Raw genomic sequence first — 18,674 nt, 5'->3', positions numbered from 1 at the left:
CACTGACAATCCATCGAGTTGTGAGGGCGCGGCCTCTGCGCACCCCCGGCCGTGGAAACGTAAGCTGTGGCTCGTCAGACGGAACGGGCAGCGGGGATGAACATGGCGATGATGCGCCTGAGGCGCGAGGACCCGCGCGTCGTCGGCTCGTTCAGGATCCACAGACGGCTGGGCGCGGGCGGAATGGGCGTCGTCTACCTGGGCTCCGACCGGCGCGGGCAGCGCGTCGCGCTCAAGGTGATCCGCCCGGACCTGGCGGAGGATCAGGAGTTCCGGTCGCGGTTCGCGCGCGAGGTGTCGGCCGCGCGGCGGATCAGGGGCGGGTGCACCGCCCGGCTGGTCGCCGCCGATCTGGAGGCGGACCGTCCGTGGTTCGCCACGCAGTACGTTCCGGGGCCCTCGCTGCACGACAAGGTCGCCGAGGAAGGGCCCATGACGGCCGCCGATGTGGCCGCCGTCGGTGCCGCGCTCTCCGAGGGGCTCGTGGCGGTGCACGAGGCCGGGGTCGTCCACCGGGACCTGAAGCCGTCCAACATCCTGCTGTCCCCGAAGGGGCCGCGGATCATCGACTTCGGTATCGCCTGGGCGACCGGGGCCTCGACCCTGACCCATGTCGGTACGGCCGTGGGGTCGCCCGGCTTCCTCGCGCCCGAACAGGTGCGCGGGGCCGCCGTCACCCCGGCCACGGACGTCTTCTCCCTCGGGGCCACGCTCGCCTACGCGGCCACCTCCGACTCGCCCTTCGGACACGGCAGTTCGGAGGTCATGCTCTACCGCGTGGTGCACGAGGAGCCGCAGCTGCGCGGGGTGCCGGACGCGCTGGCCCCCCTGGTGCGGGCCTGTCTGGCGAAGGACCCCGAGGAGCGGCCCAGCACGCTGCAACTGTCGTTGCGGCTCAAGGAGATCGCCGCCCGCGAGGCGCAGGGGCTGGCCGATGTTCGGCCGCCCGCGCCGCGCAGCGATCCGGACCGGCCCTCGGGGCGGCTCGCGGAGCAGTACGTCGAGCAGCGGACGTTGCGGCAGCCGCCGGAGACCCGCAGGACGCAGCCGGGTCAGTCCGGGGCGCCCGGTACGCCGCCGCCGCGGAACGGTTCCCGTACGGGCGGGGGCGTTTCACGGACCGGGGGTGGCGGTTCACGGACGGGCGGTGGGTCCCGCTCCGGGGCCAGGCCCGTGCCGTCGCGGAACACCAGCGGGTCCGGGAAGCGGCCCGCGCCGCGCAGTGGGGCGGGGCGGTCGGGGCCGCGGAACACCGGGACGGGGCGCAGGCCCGCCAATCCCCGGCTGTTGCGGCAGCGGCTCTTCGTGTTCGTCGTGGTGACGTTGCTGGCCGCGCTCGGGATCGCCACGGCGCAGGGGTGTCAGGGGCCGGCTCGGGGGCTCGGGGGGGCCGGCCTCCGGCCTGAGCTGACGATGGTGGAGTCGGGCGGCAGTTGAGGGGTTGCTCCGGGCAGCGCGAAGAGCAGCGCTCGGGGCTACTGCTTGGTTGTTCACCGCGGGTGAGTGGGGGCTTGTCGCGCGGTTCCTCGCGCCCCTTACGGGGCCGGGTGCGGGCGGCCCGTTGCCACCGCGTAGAAGGCGACCGCCGCTGCCGCGCCCACGTTGAGGGAGTCGACTCCGTGGGCCATGGGGATGCGGACCCATTCGTCGGCGGACATGAGGGCCTTGGTGGAGAGGCCGTCGCCCTCGGCGCCGAGCATGAGGGCGACGCGGTCCATGTGGTGCGGGGCGGCCTCGTCCAGGGACTTGGCCTTCTCGTCCGGGGTGAGGGCGAGCAGGGTGAAGCCGGCGTCGCGGACCGCGTCGAGGCCCTTGGGCCAGGTGTCGAGACGGGCGTACGGGACGGAGAAGACGGCGCCCATGGAGACCTTGACGCTCCGGCGGTAGAGCGGGTCGGCGCAGTCCGGGGAGAGCAGGACCGCGTCCATGCCGAGGGCGGCGGCCGAGCGGAAGATCGCGCCGATGTTGGTGTGGTCGTTGACCGACTCCATGATCACCACGCGGCGGGCGGCGCCCAGGAGTTGGTCGGCCGTCGGCAGGGGCTTGCGCTGCATGGAGGCGAGGGCGCCCCGGTGCACGTGGTAGCCGGTGACCTGTTCGGCCAGCTCGGGGCTGACCGCGTAGACGGGGGCGGGGAGTTCGTCGATGACGTCGCGCATGACGTCGACCCACTTGGCGGAGAGCAGCATCGAGCGCATCTCGTAGCCGGCTTCCTTGGCCCGTCTGATGACCTTCTCGCCCTCGGCGATGAAGAGGCCCTCGGCGGGTTCGCGCCTGCGGCGCAGCTCCACGTCGGTCAGGCCGGTGTAGTCGCGCAGGCGCGGGTCGTCGGGGTCCTCAACGGTGATGAGATCGGCCACAGGGTGATACTGCCTTGTCCTGGGTGTGGTGCCAACGGCTTGGGACGGGTCGGGTTACCGGTGGTTACGGTTCCGCTCCGGCTACGGTCCGGGATCGTCTCCCGGGGGTCACGCCTCCGTCCCGGGCCCCACCTTCACGACCTCGCCGATCACGATGACCGCCGGCGGCCTGACCTCCCGCTCCCGCACGGTCTCGGCGACCGTGGCGAGGGTCGCGTCGACCCGGCGCTGGGCGGCCGTGGTGCCCTCCTGGATCAGGGCGACCGGGGTGTCCGGGGACTTGCCGTTCGCCACCAGCGTCTCGGCGATCCGGCCGATCTTGTCGACGCCCATCAGGATCACCAGGGTGCCGGTGAGCCGGGCGAGCGCGGGCCAGTCGACCAGGGAGCGCTCGTCGTCGGGGGCCACATGGCCGCTGACCACGGTGAACTCATGGGCCACGCCCCGGTGGGTGACCGGGATGCCGGCCGCGCTCGGGACCGAGATCGAGCTGGAGATGCCGGGGACGACGGTGCAGGTGATGCCGGCTTCGGCGAGGGCCTGGAGTTCCTCCATGCCGCGGCCGAAGACGTACGGGTCGCCACCCTTGAGCCGGACGACCGACTTGCCCTGCTTGGCGTGCTCGATCAGCGCGTTGTTGATCGCCTCCTGCGCCATGAAACGGCCGTACGGGATCTTCGCCGCGTCGATCACCTCGACGTGGGGCGGGAGTTCGGCGAGCAGGTCGCGCGGGCCGAGGCGGTCGGCGATGACGACGTCGGCCTCGGCGAGGAGACGCCGGCCGCGCACGGTGATCAGGTCCGGGTCGCCGGGGCCGCCGCCGACCAGGGCGACACCGGGGGTGCGGGTGCGGTGGTGGGGGGCGACGAGGGTGCCGTCGCGCAGACCCTCGACGACCGCGTCGCGGATGGCGGCGGTGTGGCGGGGGTCGCGGCCCTCGGCGCGGGCCGTCAGGACGGCGACCGTGACGCCCTCGCTGTGGCCGGTCGCCGGGGTCCACGCGGTGGCTTCCTCGGCGTTGTCGGAGCGGACGCACCAGACGCGGTGGCGCTCCGCCTCGGCGGAGGCACGGGCGTTCGCCTCCGGGTCGCCGGTGGCGATGAGGACGTACCAGGCCTCGGCGAGGTCGCCCTCCGTGTAGCGGCGCCGCTCCCAGGTCAGCTCGCCCGCGTCCACCATCGCCTCCACGGACGGGGTCGCCGACGGGGAGACGAGGAGGATGTCGGCGCCGGCCGCGATGAGGGCGGGGAGGCGGCGCTGGGCGACCTGGCCGCCGCCGATGACGACCACGCGGCGGCCGGTGAGGCGGAGGCCTACGGGGTAGGCGGGGTGTTCGGCCATGAGGGTGCGGCTCCCTGCGGGGCTTTGTGCGGGTGAGGTGCGCTGCGGCTCTGGAGCGCCTCTGACGTGCGGATTCTAAGGGGCGGGTGGGGGGTGCGGCTCGGCAGGTGCAGGGGCTGAGCGCCCTTGCTGAGTACAGCCCGGTGGGCACAGCCTGGTGGGCACAGCCTGGGCCGGGTCGGAGAAGAACCCGGCGCCCGCTCCCCCTGCTTGCTTCGCCTACTTCTCAGTTACCCCCGCCGAGTCGAACGTCGCGACCTCGTGCATCGCTCTCGCCGCGCTCTGGACGACCGGGAGGGCGAGGAGGGCTCCGGTGCCCTCGCCGAGGCGGAGGTCGAGGTCGACCAGGGGGCGGAGGCCCAGTTTCTGGAGGGCGGCCACGTGGCCCGGTTCGGCGCTGCGGTGGCCGGCGATGCAGGCGGCGAGGACCTCGGGGGCGATGGCGCGGGCCACCAGGGCGGCGGCGCCGGCGCTGACGCCGTCGAGGATCACCGGCGTACGCAGGGAGGCGCCGCCGAGGAGGAGGCCGACGATGGCGGCGTGTTCGAAGCCGCCGATGGCCGCCAGGACGCCGATGGGGTCGGCGGGGTCCGGCTGGTGGAGCTCGATGGCGCGGCGGACGACCTCGGTCTTGCGGGCGAGGGTCTCGTCGTTGATGCCGGTGCCCCGGCCGGTGACCTCGGCGGGGTCGGCGCCGGTGAAGACGGCGATCAGGGCGGCGGAGGCCGTGGTGTTGGCGATGCCCATCTCACCGGTGAGCAGGGCCTTGTTACCGGCCGCGACCAGGTCGCGGGCCGTCTCGATGCCCACCTCGATGGCCTGCTTGGCCTCCTCGCGGGTCATCGCCGGGCCGGTCGTCATGTCGGACGTACCGGCACGCACCTTGCGCGGCAGCAGCCCCGGGGTGGCCGGGAGGTCGCTCGCCACGCCCACGTCGACGACGCAGACCTCGGCGCCCACCTGGGCGGCGAAGGCGTTGCAGACCGCTCCCCCGCCGAGGAAGTTGGCGACCATCTGGGCCGTCACCTCCTGCGGCCAGGGGGTGACGCCCTGGGCGTGGACACCGTGGTCACCCGCGAAGATCGCGACGGCCGCGGGCTCCGGGAGCGGCGGCGGGCACTGCCGGGACAGGCCGGACAGCTGGGCGGAGATGATCTCCAGCATGCCGAGCGCGCCGGCCGGCTTGGTCATGCGCTTCTGGCGTTCCCAGGCCTCGCCGAGCGCCTTGGCGTCCAGCGGGCGGATACCGGCGACGGTCTCGGCGAGCAGGTCGTGCGGTTCGGCGCCGGGCAGGGCGCGGCGGCCGTACGTCTCCTCGTGGACGACCCAGGACAGCGGGCGGCGCTTGGCCCAGCCCGCCTGCATCAGCTCGGGCTCCTCCGGGAACTCGTCGACGTACCCGACGCACAGGTACGCCACGACCTCCAGGTGCTCGGGCAGGCCGAGGGCGCGGACCATCTCGCGCTCGTCGAAGAAGCTGACCCAGCCGACGCCGAGGCCCTCGGCGCGGGCCGCGAGCCAGAGGTTCTCGACCGCGAGGGCGGAGGAGTACGGGGCCATCTGCGGCTGGGTGTGGCGGCCCAGGGTGTGCCGGCCGCCGCGGGTGGGGTCGGCGGTGACGACGATGTTGACCGGGGTGTCGAGGATGGCCTCGATCTTCAGTTCCTTGAACTGCTTGGCCCGGCCCTTCGGCAGTGACTTCGCGTACGCCTCGCGCTGGCGCTGGGCCAGTTCGTGCATCGTGCGGCGGGTCTCGGCCGAGCGGATGACGACGAAGTCCCAGGGCTGCGAGTGGCCGACGGAGGGTGCCGTGTGGGCGGCCTCCAGGACGCGGAGCAGCACGTCGTGCGGGATCGGGTCGTCGCGGAAGCCGTTGCGGATGTCGCGGCGCTCGCGCATGACCTTGAGGACGGCCTCGCGTTCGGCGTCGTCGTAGGCGGGGGCGGCGGGGCCCGTGGGCCGCCGCACCTGGTCCGGGGCCTCCTCCGGTGCCTCGTCCCGAGCGTCTGCGGGTGCGTCTTCTGGTGCGTCTTCGGGTGCTTCTTCCACCGGGGCCGTGCTCTCTTCGGCTGCTGCTGTCTGTGCTGCCTGCGCGTCCGCCGCGTTCTGCGCCGTCGCCTCGCCGTCTTCCTGGTCGGCGGCCCTGGTGTCCAGGTCCTCGGCGTTCTGGAGGACATCGGGGTGCGCGTCGGCCGACGCCGCGAGCGGTTGCGGTACGACGATCGTCTCGGCCTCGGAGTCCCTGGGGGCGGGGACCGTGGCCACGCGCTCCCCTTCCTGCTGCAACGACGGGACGACCATGCCGTGGGGCGGGGCCGGGGCCTGCTGCGGGCTGGTCGGCACCGAGCCGTCCACGGGCACGGACTCGCCCGGCTGCTGATCGTCGGCGTCGGCCTGGGGCGCGGGCTCTGCGGGGGCGCCCGCGAGGGGCGCGTCGGGGGCGTGCTCGGCCGGGGTCCGCACCACGGCGCCCTGGGGGGCGTCGATCTGGGAGGCCACCGGGGTCGGCGCCTCGACGGGGGGCTCAGCGGCGGGGGGTTCAGCGGCTGCGGGGTCCACGGTCGTGGGGTCCATGGTCGCGGGGGCCATGGCGGCCACCGGGTCGGCCGCGGGCTCGGCGGGGGCGGGCGCGGCCTCGCCGGTCGGCTGGGGCGCCTGGTCGGTGGGGGTCGGTTCCGGGGCGGCCGTGGTGTCGGCCGACGGGTCCGGGGCGGTTGCCTCCGTGGTCTCGGGCTCGGGCGCGGCCTCCGGGGCGGGCGGCTGCGTGGCCTCCGGGTGGGGGGCGGATTCGGCGGGCTGCGCCGCCGGGACCTCGGGCTGGTCCGTGGTCGAGCCTTCGACCGGGTTCTCGTCCGGGATCGGGGCCAGGTTCTCGTCCTGGTCCGCGGCGCGTGCGATCGGGTCGGTGACCTGCGGAGTCTGCACGGCGGGCAGGGGCTCCGGCTGGGCCGGGTCCAGCGGCTGGAACTCGTCGGTCGCTGCCTCGGTCTCCGCTACGGGCACGGGCTCGGGCTCAGTGTCAGCCTCGGGCCGCGCGGGCTCCTCCGGGGCCTCCGGGGCACCCGGAGCCGCGACCTCGGCCGTCCCGGCCTCCGCCGAGTCCTCGGAGTCCTCGGAGTCCTCGGAGTCCTCGGAGTCCTGGGGGTCCTGTGCGGGGGCGGTGTCCTGCGCCGGAGCCGGTGCGGCGTCGGCGGTCGGCTCGTCCGGGGACGGGAGGGCGGTCCCGTCGGCCGGCGCGGGGACCTGGAGCTGCGGGTTCGGCAGGCCGGCGGCGGTCTGCTCGTCGGCCTCGGCGGGCGTCGGCTGGTGCTCGGGGGTGGCGGCCTCGGCCGCGGGTGCGTCGGCCTGTGCGGGGACAACGGCCGCCTCGTCAGCCTGTGGCGCCACGTCGGCCTCGATGACCTGGGCCGGAGCGGCCGTGGCGACGGACTCGGCGCTCTCCTCGGGCTCCTGCGGGGCCTGGGGGACGTCCTGGGCCTCGGCGACGGTCTGGGCCTGGACCGGCTCGGGGTCCTGGGCGGCCGGGGGGAAGGGGGTCGTCTCCGGCAGTTGCGCGGCGGACAGGGCCTCCTCGGCGGCTTGCGGCTCGGCGCCCTGCGGGTCATCGGCCGACGGAGCCTGCGCGGCGTCCACGGCGGCCGGGGCCTCGGTGGCTTCGGGTGCCGAGGGGTCGGCGGGTGCCTCCATGGGCGTAGGGCCTGCGGCCGGGTCTTCGACCGCCTCCGGGACCTCGGTCTCTACGGCGGCCGAGGCCTCGACCGCCTCCGGAACCTGAGCGTCGAGGGCGGCCGGCGCTTCCACGGCCACGGAAACCTCGACCTCGGCCGCAGAGACCTCGGACTCGGCGTCGGCCACGAGGACCTCAGCCTCAGCCACGGGGACCTCGGCCTCCTCCGGCTCCTGGAGCTGCGCGGCGACCGGCGTCCCCACGGCCTCCGGCGTCCGGAACTGCGCGACCGCGGCCTCCTGGGCCAGGGCGTAGGCGGCGTCCTGGGCCTGGTGGAGGGCCTCGAGATCCTGGATTTCTTCCGGTGCGTCCGCGGTCTGCGGGGCCTCCGCCGCCAGGGGCGTCTCCGCCACGGCGACGGAGAGCTGTGCCTCCTGCGGAGCGACCGTTTCTGCAGCCGCTCCCCCTGCGGGCACTCCCGGCGCGGGGGCGGCCGGGGCGCCGACCCACTGCGACACGGGCTGCTGGGGCACGTCGAGGTACTCGGGGCCGGTGGTGGGCGGGCCGGGGTGGCGCAGGGCGCCGGGCGGGACGGGGGCACCCGCCGGGCCCCGGTCGGCGAGGGAGCGGACCGGGCTGGCGGAGGCGTCGGGGGTGGGCGGACCGAGGTGCAGCGGGCGGCGGGCCACCGGCGGCTGCGGGACGGGCGTCGCGACGGGAGTACGGACGGCGCTGAGGTCGTGCGAGCCGCTGTCGCGGCCGGACATCTCGTGCGGGCCCGGCTCGTGGACGACCTGGACGACGGGCTCGGGAGCGGGCGGCGGCATCTCGTTGCCCCAGGCGCCCTGGGCGCCCGGCAGCAGGAGGTCCTCGTCCTCGGCGGCGGTTTCGGAGAGGTAGGTGTACGCACCCGGCGCGGGGACGCCCGGCTGCTCCACCATGCCTGCACTCTCCGGCAGTCCCTCGCCCGGGACCTGGCCGGTGTCGGTCATGCGTACCCCTCGCCCATCGGTTAGTGCCTCCATGCCAGCTGGCCCGGGAACGGCGCACCTACCGCCCCACTGTGGAGAACGAGCGTGCGTGCCCAGCGGCACGTGACGACCCGCCTGCATGTCGACAAAGCCATTGAAGGGCCATTGTCCCGGTCGTCCCCCCGTCGCGACAGCTTGATCCGCGACGGTCCGCTGTGGACTGCGCCACGTTGCGCGTCCTCCCCGTTGCGCCGTACCACACACGCCCTCAAAACGGGCGCGCTTTTAGGACATTGACCGACGAAGTGCCGGGTGCCGAAGTGCGGTACAACAGTCCGCCAGCCTACCGCGCCGGTACGACAACCGGATCACAGGGAACGTTCGGGCAGCGTCCCGCTGAGCAGGAACGCGACGCTCCGTTCCCGCTCCGTCCAGGCCCTTGTGTCGAGTTCGACGGACTGGACGAAGTCGCAGCGGACCTCGTACCCGTGTTCGGTCAGGTCCCGGCCGATGCGCTCTGCGGCGGGGCGGGTGAGGGCGTGGGTGACGATGCGCTGGGGCCGGCGGTCGACGACGGCGGAGACCACGGCCGCTCCCCCGCCGCCGACGCGTACGACGTCGGGTTCGGGGAGGTTCTCCAGGACGTGCGGGGCGGCGCCGTGCACGACCTGGAGTTGGACGCCGAAGCGGCGGGCGGCGAGGGTCGTACGGCCGCAGGCCTCGGGGTCGCGGTCGACGGCTATGACGGCGGCGCCGCAGCGGGCCGCCTCGGTGGCGAAGGCGCCGCTGCCGGAGCCGATGTCCCACACGAGGTCGCCCACGCGCGGGCCCAGGCGGGCCAGTTGGGAGGAGCGCAGCAGTTCGGCCTCGCCCTCGCCCAGGTGGTGGCCGTAGACGCCGGAGGGCTGGGCCCAGCCGCGCGGTCCGGTGCCGGGGTCGCGGCCGGCGAGCCAGCCGCCGCCCTCGACGGCGCCGGCGTGGCCGCCTATGACGATGACGAGGTTGGGGTCGCGCCAGGTGCGGTCGACCGCCTTGTCGGAGGCGACGATGGTGACCCGCTCGCGTTCGGTGCCGAGTTCCTCGCCGACCACGAAGGTGCGGTGAACTCCGTCGAGGAGCAGGCCGAGTTCGGCGGGTCCGGCGCCGGGCGAGGTGAGGACGGCGACCTTGGTGTGGGCGCGGCACACGTTCACCGCGCGGCGCAGCGTACGGCGGTGGGCGACGACCACCTGGGCGTCGTCCCAGGGCATGCCGGCGCGGGCGAAGGCGGCGGCCACGGAGGAGACGCCGGGGACGACCTCGACCTCCAGGCCGAACTCGGGGTCCCTGAGGGTGCGGACGACGCCGAAGAAGCCCGGGTCGCCGTCGGCGAGGACCACAGCGGTGCCTCGGTGGCCGGCGATACGGCGGGCGGCGAGGGCGACGCTGCCGAGCCGGATGCGCTCGGCGGCCGGGGGCACTTCGGGGAGGGCGAGGTGGTGGGCCGCGCCGGCCACCAGGGTGGCGGCCGCGAGGGCGGAGCGCGCCGCGGCGGTCAGGGGGGAGCCGTCCCAGCCGATCACCGTGACCCGGTCGGCCATCGTCGTCAGTCTCCAGAGTCTCTTCGCAGGTCGTCGGGGATGCCCGCGGAGGTCCCGTGAGACTACCTGGTGACGTGGTGGGCCCCGGCGGCCGGGCGTGCGGCCTCGCGTGCCCGTGGGTGGTTCAGTTCCAGTCCGAGTAGGACCCGAAACCACCACTGTCGGCCAGTTCCTCGCTGACGCCCTCGATGTCCTCCGGGAGGAGGCTCCAGACGATGAAGTCGGTACGGACCTCGGTCCAGCCGTCCTCGGCGGTGCGGGCGCGCGCTATGCAGGCGTTGCGCAGCACGCCCTCGCTGATACAGCCGATCTTCTGCGCGACCTGCTGCGAGGCGGTGTTGTCGGCGGCGGTGCGCAGCTCGATCCGTTCGAACTTCTGCTCGCGGAACAGCCATTGGGCGGTGGCGAGGGCGGCCTCGGAGGCGTACCCCTCGCCGCGCGCCCAGGGGGCGACGACGTACGACAGTTCCGTCGCCCGCACGTGCCAGTCGGTCTTCGTCAACTGGATGACGCCGACCAGGCGCTGGGTGAGGAACTCGGTGACCGCGAGGTCGAGGCCGCGTCCGGAGGTGCGTTCGGTGGGCGCGTACTCGGTGATCCAGGTACGCGCCTCGCGTTCGGTGAAGGGCTGCGGGACCTCGGTCCAGGTCATCACCTGTTCGTCGTTCATCATCTCGGTGAACGCCTGGATGTCGTCCTCGTCGAACGGGCGCAGAACCAACCGATCCGTGCTGATGGAGATGTCGGGAAAGGTGCTCATCATGCGCCGCTCCGTAACCTTCGAAAACTTTGAGAGCCTGCTGAACTGCCCAGCATGCAGCATGAAAGCACTGAATCGCACCACAGGGGTCCACTCCCCGTGAGGGAGCGGACCCCATGCGTGGCGATACGCCGTATACGTACGGTCAGAATATGTACGGATCGGGGAACGGTCAGAAGGACGGGATGACGGAGCCGTTGCTCCACTTGTCCTCGATGAACTTCCTGACCTCGTCCGAGGTGAGGAGCTTGGCGAGCTTCTTGACGCGCGGGTCGTCCTCGTTGCCCTCCTTGACGGCGAGGAAGTTGCCGTTCGGGTTGTCCTTGGCGGGCTCGACGGCGAGGGCGTCGTCGGCGGGCGAGAGGTCGGCCTCGATGGCGTAGTTGCCGTTGATCACGGCGGCGTCGACGTCGTCCAGGGAGCGCGGGGTCTGGGCCGCCTCCAGCTCCTTGAACTCGAGCTTCTTCGGGTTCTCGGTGATGTCGGCGGGGGTCGCGTCGGTGCCGACGCCGTCCTTGAGCGTGATGATCCCGGCGGAGTCGAGGAGCTTGAGGGCACGCGCCTCGTTGACCGTGTCGTTCGGGACGGCGACGGTCGCGCCGGTCTTGAGGTCGTCCTTGCTCTTGACCTTGTTCGAGTAGAGGCCGAGCGGCTCCAGGTGCACGGTGACGACGGGCACGATGTGGGTGCCCCTCTCCTTGTTGAAGTCGTCCAGGTACGGCTGGTTCTGGAAGTAGTTGGCGTCCACGGAGCCGTCCTCGGTCGCCGGGTTCGGCAGGACGTAGTCGGTGAACTCCTTGACCTCCAGGTCGAGGCCCGCCTTCTCCGCCAGGTTGTCCTTGACGAAGTTCAGGATCTCGGCGTGCGGAGTGGGGCTGGCGGCGACGACCAGCGGGCCGCTCGTGTCGGAGGCGGAGTTCTCCCCCGCGCCGCAAGCGGTGAGCCCGAGGGTGAGGGCCCCGGCGGCGAGGACGGCGGTGGTGAGCTTGGCGGTGTTACGCACGAAAAGTGCCTTTCCTTTTGGGTGGAGCGGTCCCGTCGTGGGTGGGACGGGAAATCTGTGGGTGCCCGGGATGCGGGGGTCAGGTCTTGGCGGCCCGGCCGCCGCGCCGGTGCAGGGCGCGGGCGGCGAAGTCGCCGGCGAACTGGATGACGGAGATGACGACCGCGAGGACCGCCACGGTGATCCACATCAAGTCGGTCTCGAAGCGCTGGTAGCCGTACCGGATGGCGATGTCGCCGAGGCCGCCCGCGCCGACGGTGCCGGCCATGGCCGAGTAGCCGATGAGGGCGACGACGGTCGTGGTGGCGGAGGAGATCAGCGAGGGCAGGGACTCGGGGACGAGGACCCGGCGGACGACGGTCCAGGTGTTGCCGCCCATGGCCTGCACGGCCTCGACGAGCCCGTGGTCCACTTCGCGGACGGCCGTCTCGACGAGGCGCGCGAAGAACGGGATCGCGCCGATGGCGAGCGGCACGATCGCGGCCTCACGGCCGATGGTCGAGCCGGTGACCCAGCGGGTGAAGCCCATCAGGGCGACCATCAGGATGATGAAGGGCATCGAGCGGGCGATGTTCACGATCTGCCCGATGACCTTGTTGGCGAGGACGTTCTGGAGCAGGCCGCCCCGGTCGGTGAGGACGAGGAGGATGCCGAGCGGGAGTCCGCCGACGATCGCGATGAGGGTGGACCAGCCGACCATGTAGAGGGTGTCCCCACACGCCTGCTCCAGCAGCGGTCGCATCTCGGACCAGGTCACTTGGCACCTTCCTTCGCCAGTACCGGCTCCTGGCCGACGACATCGATCCGCAGGCCCTGTTCGCGCAGGAAGCCGACGGGGACCACGTTGTCCTCGTAGCGGCCGGGCAGTTCGATGCGCATCCGGCCGATCTGGAGGCCGCCGACGGTGTCGATGGCGGCGCCGAGGATCGAGATGTCGATGTTGTACGTGCGGGAGAGCTGCGAGATGACCGGCTGGGTGGCGGCCTCGCCCTGGAAGGTGACGTCGAGGACCGTGCGGTCGTCGCCGGTGGTCTCGCCGCCGACCGGGAAGAGGGCGGCGGCCAGTTCGGAGCCGGGGGTGGCGAGCAGTTCGCTGACGGTGCCGGATTCGACGATGCGCCCCTTCTCCATGAGGGCGGCGGAGTCGCAGATGCTCTTCACGACGTCCATCTCGTGCGTGATGAGCAGGACGGTCAGGCCCAGTTGCCGGTTCAGGTCGCGCAGCAGCGTGAGGATCGAGCGGGTGGTCTCCGGGTCGAGGGCGCTGGTGGCCTCGTCGGAGAGCAGCACCTTGGGGTCGCCGGCCAGGGCGCGGGCGATGCCGACGCGCTGCTTCTGGCCGCCGGAGAGCTGGGCCGGGTAGGCCTTGGCCTTGTCGGCGAGGCCGACGAGGTCGAGGAGTTCCAGGGCCTTGCGGGAGCGCTCCTTGCCGGACCTGCCGAGGATGTCGAGGGGGAGTTCGACGTTGTCCTGGACCGTGCGGGAGGAGAGCAGGTTGAAGTGCTGGAAGACCATGCCGATACGGCTGCGGGCCTGGCGGAGTTCGCGGCCCGCGCGGGGGCCGCGGCCGGCGAGGGCGGTGAGGTCCTGCCCGGCGACGGTCACGGTTCCGGAGGTGGGGCGTTCGAGGAGGTTGACGCAGCGGATGAGCGAGGACTTGCCGGCGCCGGACTGGCCGATCACGCCGTACACCTCGCCCTCGCGTACCTGCAGATCGACGCCGTCGAGGGCGGTGACCTCGCGGCCGCGACCTCGGTAGACCTTGGTCAGGCCCGTTGTGGTGATCACTGGATTTCCGTCACTGTCGAGTGCGCGGGCGTGGGTGTGCCCGGGCACGGGTGCAAGCGGTCAGGGACGCGACACGGTTCTCGCGGTGGCGATGGAACCGGGGGGAGAACATGTGCGCGAGGCGGCTCGGTCCGTCGGACGGAGCGGCGTGCGGGGTCTGCCGGCAGGCTCTAGCAGGCGCACATTCGACACATACAACGAGCACCGGGCGTCATCGTCGCCTCGGTCGCAGGGGTGCGGTAGCTCGTCGTGGTCATGAGATCAGTAAAACAGATGTAGGGAGCAGGTGAGAGCGGGCCGTCCGTATAGCGGACGCTCCTGGGAGGCATTTCCGCAGGTGTGGACCGATGGTGTCCACTCTGTGGGCATAGGCCGCTGTGGCCAATGCCACGATGGCGGGCCTGCGGGTGGTGCGGCCCGGGGCCGGGCGCGGCGGGGGTTTTGGGCCGTAATAGGGTCGCGGCATGCTTGTAGCCCTGACGGTGACGACCGCCGTCGCCGCGCTTCTGCTCGCCGCCTGGTGCGGCTGGGCCGCGTATCGCGATCAGCCGACCAAGGACTGGCACTTCATCGGCATGGCCGTGGTGTCGGTGCTGGCCCTTGTGCAACTGGTGGTCGGGATCGTGCAGTTGGCGCGTGGGGAGAAGCCGGAGCAGGGGACCACGATCTTCGTCTCCTATCTCCTCGGGGCGTTCGCCTGTGTTCCGGTGACCGGGTTCATGTCACTGGCGGAGCGCACCCGCTGGGGCAGCGCGACCGTCGCGGCGGGCGGCGTGGTCCTGGCCGTGCTGCAGGTGCGGCTCTATGACATCTGGGGAGGCTGAGATGGCGGTCGCTCCGCGGGAGAAGCCGGGGACCGGGCGGGCGCGGCTCATCAGCGGGCCGGGGATGCTGCTGGTCTGGCTGTACGGCGTGATGGTCGTCGGGGCCGTGTCGCGGTCCGCCGTGCAGATCTCGACGGAGTTCGAGCACGCGCCGCTCGCGTACTCGCTGTCCGCGGTCGCCGGGGTCGTGTACGGGTTCATCACGTACTCGCTGGTGCGGGGCGGGGAGTTCGCGCGGCGGGCGGCGCGGTTGTGCTGCGCGGCCGAGCTGCTGGGTGTGCTGGTCGTGGGCACCTGGACGATGGTCGAACCGTCCGCCTTCCCGGACGCGACCGTCTGGTCCGACTTCGGCATGGGATACCTGTTCATTCCCGTGCTGCTGCCGATCACCGCGATGTACTGGCTGAGGAAAGGCGCGCGTCAGGGGGAGGCCGCCTGAGGATCGTCAGGCGGCTGCCGGTCCGTCGTGGCTGGTCGCGCCCGCGCGGCGGAGCCGCATATCGATACAGCCTCGCGCCCCTGACGGGGCGCCCCCCTCACGCCGTCGTCGCGTACGCCTCCGCCGGCTTCTCGAGGATCACCATCGGTACGCCGTCCTGCCCCTGGCTGGTGCCGACCGTCTCGTAGCCGACCCGGCGGTACAACCGCAGGTTGCCCTCGCTGCGGTGGCCCGCGCTGAGGCGGAACTTCGTGGCGCCGTGCTGCTCGGCGAGGGCCGACTCGGCGGCGCGGAGGAGCCGCGCGCCGATGCCGTGGCCCTGGAGGCGCGGGTGGACGCAGAGTTTGCCGATGGCCGCGGTGCCGTCGGTGTCGAGGGCGCCGCGCACGGAGCCGACCACCTCGTCACCCAGCCGGGCCACGAAGACGCAGTCCGAGGCGACCTCCGCGCGGACGGAGTCGAGGCTCTGCACGAGCGGATCGATGCGGTAGTTGCCGTACAGTGCCGCCTCGCTCTGGAAGCACAGGTACTGCAGCCTGAAGATCTGCTCGGCGTCCTGCTCGGTCGCCACCGAGATGGTCACGCTCATGCCCATGTGTGCACGCCTCCCGCTCACCTGCTCACCCGATGTCCTTCACTCCTATCCCCGTGGTTCGCGTGCCGCAACCTCCGCGGTCAGCAATCGTCGAAGACATCCCAGACATCGGGAACGTTCCGGACCGAGGCTGCCCTGTGAGATACCCAACTCGCCCGCGATCTCACGGTAGGTGAGGTCCTGCGGGGACAGCAACGCGGCGAGGAGCCGGGGGCAGCGGCCGGGGAGTCGGCGTACGGCCGCGTAGAGCGCGCGGCGGCGGGCGGCCGTGAGGGCCTGCTGCTCGGGGCCGGGCGCGCGGTCGTCGGCGGGTTCGGCGGCGTAGGGCTGTTCGAGCCGGGCCTTGCGGCGGCTGAGGCGGGCCTCGAAGCGGACGGCGCTGCGCAGCCAGCTCTCCGGGTCCTCGGGTGGGCCGTCGGCGTCGAGGCGTTCCAGCAGGCGCAGCCAGACCGCCTGTTCCAGGTCGCCCGCCTCTGCGCCGGCCGCGTACGCCTCCGCCGACACCTCCGCGACCAGCAGGGGGCGGAGGCCGGTGAGCATGTCGTGAGTCATATGCCCCGGGACGCCGCCGCCCCGGCGGGGGTTGCCGGGGCGGACGGGAGTCACCCCAATCGGGGGACGGGGCTCAGTCGTTGACGGCCGGGGCCACCGGGCGGGTCGTCAGTCGCCGACGAAGTCCGCGTGGGCCAGCAGGCCGGTGTCGGGGTTGTCGGTGAAGATGCCGTCGATGCCGGTGTCGAAGTACACCTTGAACGCGGCGAACGCGTCGCCGTAGGCGTTGGCGTCCGTGCCCTTGCGGAAGTTCGCGGGCAGGAAGGTGTTCTCGTTGCGCATGGTGTAGGGGTGCAGGATCAGGCCCTTGGCGTGCGCGTCGGCGACGAGCGTGGTCGGCGTGGTGAGGTTGCCGGCCGAGTCGCGCGGGATGATCAGGTCGAGCGTGGGACCGATGCCGTTGGCGTACGAGGCGATCCAGGCGAGGCCGGCCGGCTTGACCAGGTCGGCGACGGTGCGCGGGTCGCCGGCCTCGACGAAGTCCCAGGGGCGGGTGGCGGCGCCGGAGAGCAGCACGACGAGAGGGCTGTCGACCAGGCGGTTCAGCCGCTGGATGCTGCTCGGCTCGAAGGACTGGAGGAAGACCGGCGAGTTCTTCTTGTGCCGGTCGTACTTGCGCAGCAGCTTGGCGAGGGGTTCCTCCAGGCCGAGGCCCAGCTTGCGGAAGTAGGTGGGGTGCTTGGTCTCGACGTGCAGCCAGATCCGCCTGCCCCGCTTCCTGCCCTCCTTGTCGGCCCAGCGCAGCACCTCCTCGAAGGAGGGGATCCCCCAGCGGCCGTCGTAGAGGGTGTTCTCCTGGCGGTTGCCCGGGATGCGCTCCTTGGCGCGCAGGGTCTTCAGCTCGGCGAGGGTGAAGTCCTCGGTGAACCAGCCGGTGTAGGTGACCCCGTCGACGACCTTCGTGGTCTTGCGGCCCGCGAACTCGGGGTGGGCGGCGACATCGGTCGTGCCGGTGATGTCGTTCTCGTGACGGCATACGAGATGGCCGTCCTTGGTGGGTACGAGGTCCTGTTCGATGACGTGCGCGCCCAGGTCGAGGGCGAGCTGGTACGAGCCGAGGGTGTGCTCCGGGCGGTAGCCGCTGGCGCCGCGGTGGGCGATGATCGTCGGCACCGGCAGGCCGCGGTAACCGCCGCCCGAGTGACCGGCCGACCGCGCGTCCGCCTTCGCCTCGTCCGCTCTCGCCCCGGCCGGCAGTCCGAGGACCGCTCCGCCCGCGCCGAGCACCGCGGCACCGAGCAGCGCCCGCCGGCCCGTTCCGCTTCCCTGCTCGTCCGAGTCCTGCGACTGCCGCGACTGCTGCGTCCCCATGAACGGCTCCTCCACCGTGATGCCCTGCACCTGTCAAAGCGGGACGATCGTAGGTGTCCCGAGGTGACCGCCGGGAGACCTGGGACCGAACACGCGGAAGACGCCTTATGTCGCACCGGAGGCGGAAGTTGACGGAGTATCTGTTCGGGGACGCGACATACGTCACATGTCACGCCCTGGTGACGGCCCGCCACCTCTGCGTCACCGCAGGTAAAGCAGCGTCAAACACGTCAAAAATCTGTATCTGCTCGGTGAACCCGATGTGCGCGGGCCTGTGAGCCGGGAGTATCGTCCTCACCTGCACAGACTTGTACCGGAACGCTTGACATGGGAGGGCCCGTTGTCCCGCTTCGTGCTCATCAAGGCAGTGCTCGGACCGATCATGCGCCTGATGTTCCGCCCCCGGGTGGAAGGCGCGGAGCACATTCCGGGGGACGGTCCGGTGATCCTCGCCGGCAACCATCTGACCTTCATCGACTCGATGATCCTGCCGCTGGTCTGCGACCGGCAGGTCTTCTTCATCGGCAAGGACGAGTACGTCACCGGCAAGGGGATCAAGGGCCGTCTGATGGCCTGGTTCTTCACCGGGGTCGGCATGATCCCCGTCGACCGCGACGGCGGCCGGGGCGGGGTCGCCGCGCTGATGACCGGGCGGCGGATCCTGGACGAGGGCAAGGTGTTCGGTATCTACCCCGAGGGGACGCGGTCGCCCGACGGACGGCTGTACCGGGGGCGGACCGGGATCGCGCGGCTGACGCTGATGACCGGGGCGCCGGTGGTGCCGTTCGCGATGATCGGGACGGACAAGATCCAGCCGGGTGGGGCGGGATTGCCTCGGCCGCACCGGGTGACCGTGCGGTTCGGTGAGGCGATGGAGTTCTCCCGGTACGAGGGGATGGACCGGGACCGGTATGTGCTGCGGGCGGTGACCGATTCCGTGATGGCGGAGGTCATGCGGTTGTCGGGGCAGGAGTACGTGGACATGTATGCGTCGAAGGCGAAAGAGGCGGCTTAGCTCCGCCGGTTCGGCCGCCGGGGACATCGGTCGTTTGTCGGGGGCGGGTCGGTGGGGCTTCTCGCGCAGTTCCCCGCGCCCCTGACCTTGCTGCTCCCAAGTGGTCGGCTCCGCAAGTCCTTCGGGGGTTGAGCAAGCTGCCGGTGCGGCGGGGGGTGAATTTCCGCTGGAACGCTGGTTCAGCCAGGAGGCGTGCACAGGGGTGTGGACCAGCACCGTGTTCGGGAACGCAGCGGTCTTCAGCCGCTCGCGCTCGGCGGGGGTCGCGGCTGTCGCACGGGCCCTCCCGTCAGTGGCTGACCCCGAGGAGCAGGGCGCGCTGTGGCTGGTGCGCGCGGCGGGGGGGGGGGGTCGGGGCCGGGGCGGCCCACAGGAATGGGAACAGAGGCACGAGACCGAGCAAAAACCAGGGGGTGGAGAGCGCGACGGGCGGGAAGAGTAGAAACCCCCAAAAAAGCGAGACAACCC

The 18,674-nt window shown here is 72.2% G+C and carries 15 protein-coding genes; 4 read left to right on the top strand and 11 right to left on the bottom strand.

Going from position 1 to position 18,674, the window contains the following annotated elements; genetic code table 11:
* Positions 1-96 precede the first annotated feature (96 nt).
* The gene (locus ACZ7MG_RS35635) at positions 97-1,437 is read left to right on the top strand and encodes a serine/threonine-protein kinase (RefSeq protein WP_471389990.1); all 1,341 of its coding nucleotides are present in this window, start codon (positions 97-99) and stop codon (positions 1,435-1,437) included.
* Positions 1,438-1,535: 98 nt separating this feature from the next.
* On the opposite strand, the gene ACZ7MG_RS35630 is transcribed toward ACZ7MG_RS35635, so the two are convergent.
* The 8 genes from ACZ7MG_RS35630 to ACZ7MG_RS35595 form a co-directional block, all read right to left on the bottom strand.
* Positions 1,536-2,360 (bottom strand): TrmH family RNA methyltransferase, encoded by an 825-nt coding sequence (locus ACZ7MG_RS35630; RefSeq protein WP_471389690.1) that lies wholly within the window; start codon positions 2,358-2,360, stop codon positions 1,536-1,538.
* A 108-nt stretch (positions 2,361-2,468) separates the two neighbouring features.
* Complete coding sequence (gene cobA / locus ACZ7MG_RS35625) at positions 2,469-3,701, bottom strand: uroporphyrinogen-III C-methyltransferase (protein WP_471389687.1); 1,233 nt, start codon at positions 3,699-3,701, stop codon at positions 2,469-2,471.
* Between the two features lie 219 nt (positions 3,702-3,920).
* Positions 3,921-8,360, bottom strand: a complete 4,440-nt coding sequence (cobT, locus tag ACZ7MG_RS35620; RefSeq protein ID WP_471389684.1) for a nicotinate-nucleotide--dimethylbenzimidazole phosphoribosyltransferase — start codon at positions 8,358-8,360, stop codon at positions 3,921-3,923.
* Between the two features lie 347 nt (positions 8,361-8,707).
* On the bottom strand, positions 8,708-9,919 hold the full coding sequence (cbiE, locus tag ACZ7MG_RS35615; RefSeq protein ID WP_471389681.1) for a precorrin-6y C5,15-methyltransferase (decarboxylating) subunit CbiE: 1,212 nt from the start codon (positions 9,917-9,919) through the stop codon (positions 8,708-8,710).
* 124 nt (positions 9,920-10,043) lie between these two features.
* A complete protein-coding gene (locus ACZ7MG_RS35610) occupies positions 10,044-10,682 on the bottom strand; it encodes a GNAT family N-acetyltransferase (RefSeq protein ID WP_471389678.1) in 639 nt (212 codons plus the stop codon).
* A gap of 169 nt (positions 10,683-10,851) precedes the next feature.
* Positions 10,852-11,682: a MetQ/NlpA family ABC transporter substrate-binding protein gene (locus ACZ7MG_RS35605; RefSeq protein WP_471389675.1), complete on the bottom strand. Its 831-nt coding sequence runs from the start codon at positions 11,680-11,682 to the stop codon at positions 10,852-10,854.
* Between the two features lie 79 nt (positions 11,683-11,761).
* Entirely contained in the window at positions 11,762-12,439 is a 678-nt protein-coding gene (locus tag ACZ7MG_RS35600) for a methionine ABC transporter permease (protein ID WP_471389672.1), read from the bottom strand.
* Positions 12,436-13,470, bottom strand: a complete 1,035-nt coding sequence (locus tag ACZ7MG_RS35595; RefSeq protein ID WP_471389670.1) for a methionine ABC transporter ATP-binding protein — start codon at positions 13,468-13,470, stop codon at positions 12,436-12,438. The genes ACZ7MG_RS35600 and ACZ7MG_RS35595 overlap by 4 nt, the downstream gene beginning before the upstream one ends.
* Before the next feature lie 464 nt (positions 13,471-13,934).
* Between ACZ7MG_RS35595 and ACZ7MG_RS35590 the strand changes: the two genes are divergently transcribed.
* A complete protein-coding gene (locus tag ACZ7MG_RS35590; protein ID WP_467334913.1) occupies positions 13,935-14,294 on the top strand; it encodes a hypothetical protein in 360 nt (119 codons plus the stop codon).
* Positions 14,275-14,733: a hypothetical protein gene (locus ACZ7MG_RS35585; protein WP_471389666.1), complete on the top strand. Its 459-nt coding sequence runs from the start codon at positions 14,275-14,277 to the stop codon at positions 14,731-14,733. Before ACZ7MG_RS35590 ends, ACZ7MG_RS35585 begins: the two co-directional genes overlap by 20 nt.
* Positions 14,734-14,830: 97 nt before the next feature.
* On the opposite strand, the gene ACZ7MG_RS35580 is transcribed toward ACZ7MG_RS35585, so the two are convergent.
* The 3 genes from ACZ7MG_RS35580 to ACZ7MG_RS35570 form a co-directional block, all read right to left on the bottom strand.
* Positions 14,831-15,328 (bottom strand): GNAT family N-acetyltransferase, encoded by a 498-nt coding sequence (locus tag ACZ7MG_RS35580; protein WP_471389663.1) that lies wholly within the window; start codon positions 15,326-15,328, stop codon positions 14,831-14,833.
* A gap of 45 nt (positions 15,329-15,373) precedes the next feature.
* Positions 15,374-15,880: an RNA polymerase sigma factor gene (locus ACZ7MG_RS35575; RefSeq protein ID WP_471389660.1), complete on the bottom strand. Its 507-nt coding sequence runs from the start codon at positions 15,878-15,880 to the stop codon at positions 15,374-15,376.
* 108 nt (positions 15,881-15,988) lie between these two features.
* Entirely contained in the window at positions 15,989-17,191 is a 1,203-nt protein-coding gene (locus ACZ7MG_RS35570) for a glycerophosphodiester phosphodiesterase (RefSeq protein WP_471389658.1), read from the bottom strand.
* Positions 17,192-17,531: 340 nt separating this feature from the next.
* Here ACZ7MG_RS35570 and ACZ7MG_RS35565 point away from each other — a divergent pair, with 340 nt between their 5' ends.
* On the top strand, positions 17,532-18,206 hold the full coding sequence (locus ACZ7MG_RS35565; protein ID WP_045557177.1) for a lysophospholipid acyltransferase family protein: 675 nt from the start codon (positions 17,532-17,534) through the stop codon (positions 18,204-18,206).
* The last annotated feature ends 468 nt before the right edge of the window (positions 18,207-18,674 follow it).

This window comes from Streptomyces sp. NPDC107538, assembly GCF_055657445.1.
The sequence above is the reverse complement of the archived record's forward strand: the minus strand, read 5'-3'. Positions and strand labels throughout refer to the sequence as shown.